The following is a 3,199-nucleotide window of genomic DNA, read 5'->3' on the forward strand; positions in this document are numbered from 1 at the left end:
CTTGCTTGCCGCGTTTCCACAGTCCGCCCATTTCCCACTATCGATGTCCAAGCGAATGATCTCAGCGAAGAACCACGACACAAGAAGTCTGCCCGCTGATGACCGAAGCGTGAGTTCCAAGACGTTCGACATGGACGTGCCGCGAGCGACCGGCCTGGGGCGACGAAGAAGGCAAAAGGTGGTGGGGAGAGCACTCGAGTGTCTCCGCGGTTGGGTGACGTTTGGCGTCACGAACTCCACGCGTGAAGTGGTCGCTTGTCTACTGTTTGCTGTGTTGTGGGCTGGTGTTGCCGCACCCGGATTGGCGGACGACCGAAACATTCCGGATGCGACGGCTCGGGAAACGGAAGAGACCGAATTGGCGGCGAGCGTCGCGGTGGCAGAAGTGGACAGCAAGGCTGCTGAGGAGGATGCTACCGAGGAGGATGAAGACGACGATGCACCGATTCAACCGGTCGAATCGATCGGTCCGGGAAAGAAGCCGCCGGAGTCTCTGCAGCCTCTGATCGAATTGGCAGAGGAAGCCAAAAAGAAATTCGAAACCGAAGTGGACGGTTACACCTGTTTGCTCGTCAAACGGGAAACGATTGATGGGAAATTGGAATCGACGAAGTACATTAGGTTGAAGATTCGCGAGCGTCGATTTGACGGCAAAAATCTGCTGCGGCCGCAGTGCATCTATGGCAAGTTTCTCAAGCCCAAGAGTGTCGCCGGACGCGAGTTGTTGTATGTGGAGAACGAACGGGACGGTGACGTGTTGGTTCGCCGCGGTGGAACGCGGTTGCCCAACCTGACCCTCGAAATTGATCCGGATGGACGGCTCGCCAAACAGGAGAGCAACCATTCGATCGTGCAGACAGGGATTCGTCCGATGATCGAACAGATCCTTGACCGGTTGCGGTCTCAGATCGATCCCGAAAACGTCAAAATTCGGTTCTATGCCGATGCGAAAGTTGACGGGAGACCGTGTCAACATATTGAGGTGAGACAGATCGAACAGCGTCCGCATTCGACCTACCAAGTTGCGAAGGTTTATGTCGACGAAGAACTGAAATTGCCGGTTTTCTTTTCGTCCTATGCTTGGCCGGACGAACCAGAGGCCCAACCGGTGCTGCAGGAACAGTACGCGATTACTCAGATCAAACTGAATCCAAAGCTGACCGATCTCGATTTCGATCGGACCAACCCCGAATATAAATTCCGTAACGAAGACGAATCAACCGAATGAGAACTCACATGTGCCAGCCGATCCGAAGCAACCTTAGTTTTCGCAGTAGTCTTCGCAGTGCCCTCGTCGATCGCGATGCGTGTCCGATGCCAATGGGACGAACGAGTCAGATGGTGCGAATGTGGTTCGTTGGGGCGGTCACGATCGCTTTGCTCAGCCTGACCTGTTCGGCGGCGACGGCGCAGTACTTTGTTACGCCGGGTTTGGGGTATGGGCCGCGGCTTTCCATCACGGTTCAATCGCCTGCGGTTGTGCCGGTCCCTGGACCGTTTATGGGATGGGGACATCCATACGGTTTCGGGCCATCGGGGTATTATTCCTCACCAATGGCGGCAATGGCGGATCACATGGCCCGTCGTCACATGCAGATGGCGGAGCGGATGTCGGCGCGATACGGCTACCCATACGGTCCGGCCTACGTGGAGGTGCCACCGGTTCCCGGTTTGGTGCCGGTTGACCCTGTTTTGCCCTTGGAAGAACCAGTTTACGAAGATCCTTACGCAGACGGAAACATCGACGCCGGTTGGGAATATGAAGCCTTCGCAGATTTGGGGCTGGAAGTTGGTGCGTTTCAACGTGCCGCCGCTCGACTCACCGGGGCACTCTCCCGATTGGAAAACGGTGACGTCTGGATTGAATATCTGGAAACGAACCTGTTGGCCGAGTTGGCCGCCCGCGGTCGGTTGCTCAGCCCGACGGCGATGCAAAATTTGGCCGACCGTTATCAAGGCGTGGTTGCCAACCCGAGTTTGGGATGGCTGCAAAGCCTCGATGGGTTCGAGGACGTGATGGTGGGGTTGCTCGCAATCACGGGCGGGAATCCCGAGCAGGATGCCTACGGGAGTCGATCGTCTGCGGCCGAACCCTACTCTCGCTCAACGTCGGGACAACCAACCGTTGCTCCGGAGATCAGTGATGCAGACGAGGGAGTCGGTACAGGCAACGAAACGGAAGATGAAACGAGCGACGGCGAATCTGGGGATGCGTCCGAGGACGGTGACTCGGTACTGACCAACCAAAAAGAGGAAGGGTCGGTGGAGATTCTTCCCGAGCCTGCGACGCGGTCTCTGTAGGGATCGGCGACAGACCGACCGAATTTTGAAATTGGACGTGTCCGATCCCTGTTGCTGAATTCGGGCCACCGAAGTCTGACGACATCGGCTACGTCATCTTTAAAACGCTTCAGGGAATTTGGTGTGTTCCCTTGTTTGGGGCGTCTGTTCTATTTCAGGTGACTGACTTTATTTTAGGTTTCCGGCTTTATTTCCTGTGACTGGCTTTATTTCAGATGCCCGGCGCTAGTTTGGAACATGCGGCGCCGGCGCGATGTGGAATCCTGTTCGTCTCGCATCGCCTGATTGAGGTCGTCGTGGTTGGCGTTGCAGACGCGGCACCCGATCTCGGAGAGGTGAAAGCGGATGTAACCGGCGTGATCGGCGGGCAGTTCGCCGAGCAAGAATCGACGCAGCGTTTCACGATCAGGGCAGCTCAACCGCTCCTGTCTCCAGATTGCCCCGATGGTGTGCAAACCCGCTAGGTTTTGCCCTCGGAGCTGCGTCAGCCGCGTCCGAAGAGCCTCATCGTCACGGAGGGCGGATTCGATCGCCGCGGAGAGTTTCGCGCCGAGTTGCTCGTCCAAGAACGCGAGCAACTCGGCGTCACTGAATTCGTTGCGAAATGCTGACCGGTTGGAGTCGAACTTCGTCATGACGTTTGCAAGAACGTCTTCCACGATTCATACCGTGGATCATCCATCGAGTGGGTCATCAACGGATTGAAGCGTGGTTTTGCCGGATTGGTCAGCAACTTCATTCTCGCCTGCTGAGGCGTTCGTCCGCCCTTGCGACTATTGCATTTTAGGCAACTGCAAACGATGTTTTCCCACGTCGTCGCTCCGCCGTGAGAGCGAGGCACGACGTGGTCCAGGCTCAGTTTGTTGAGCGGTTCGACTTTGCCGCAGTATTGGCACCG

The 3,199-nt window shown here is 56.6% G+C and carries 4 protein-coding genes; 2 read left to right on the forward strand and 2 right to left on the reverse strand.

The window, feature by feature from the left end; genetic code table 11:
• Both RSSM_RS24560 and RSSM_RS24565 read left to right on the forward strand, forming a co-directional pair.
• Positions 1–1,228: DUF1571 domain-containing protein (locus RSSM_RS24560; protein WP_236621358.1), on the forward strand; the 1,228-nt coding region annotated here is incomplete at its 5' end.
• Positions 1,225–2,301, forward strand: a complete 1,077-nt coding sequence (locus RSSM_RS24565) for a hypothetical protein (protein ID WP_144060091.1) — start codon at positions 1,225–1,227, stop codon at positions 2,299–2,301. The genes RSSM_RS24560 and RSSM_RS24565, both read left to right, overlap by 4 nt.
• 206 nt (positions 2,302–2,507) lie before the next feature.
• On the opposite strand, the gene RSSM_RS24570 is transcribed toward RSSM_RS24565, so the two are convergent.
• Both RSSM_RS24570 and RSSM_RS24575 read right to left on the reverse strand, forming a co-directional pair.
• Positions 2,508–2,936: a hypothetical protein gene (locus RSSM_RS24570; protein ID WP_008686023.1), complete on the reverse strand. Its 429-nt coding sequence runs from the start codon at positions 2,934–2,936 to the stop codon at positions 2,508–2,510.
• The coding region (locus RSSM_RS24575) for an HNH endonuclease (RefSeq protein ID WP_044303565.1) at positions 2,933–3,199 on the reverse strand (267 nt) is incomplete at its 5' end. The genes RSSM_RS24570 and RSSM_RS24575, both read right to left, overlap by 4 nt.

The sequence above is a fragment of the Aporhodopirellula sallentina SM41 genome, from assembly GCF_000346505.1.
Taxonomy (GTDB): Bacteria; Planctomycetota; Planctomycetia; order Pirellulales; family Pirellulaceae; genus Rhodopirellula; species Rhodopirellula sallentina.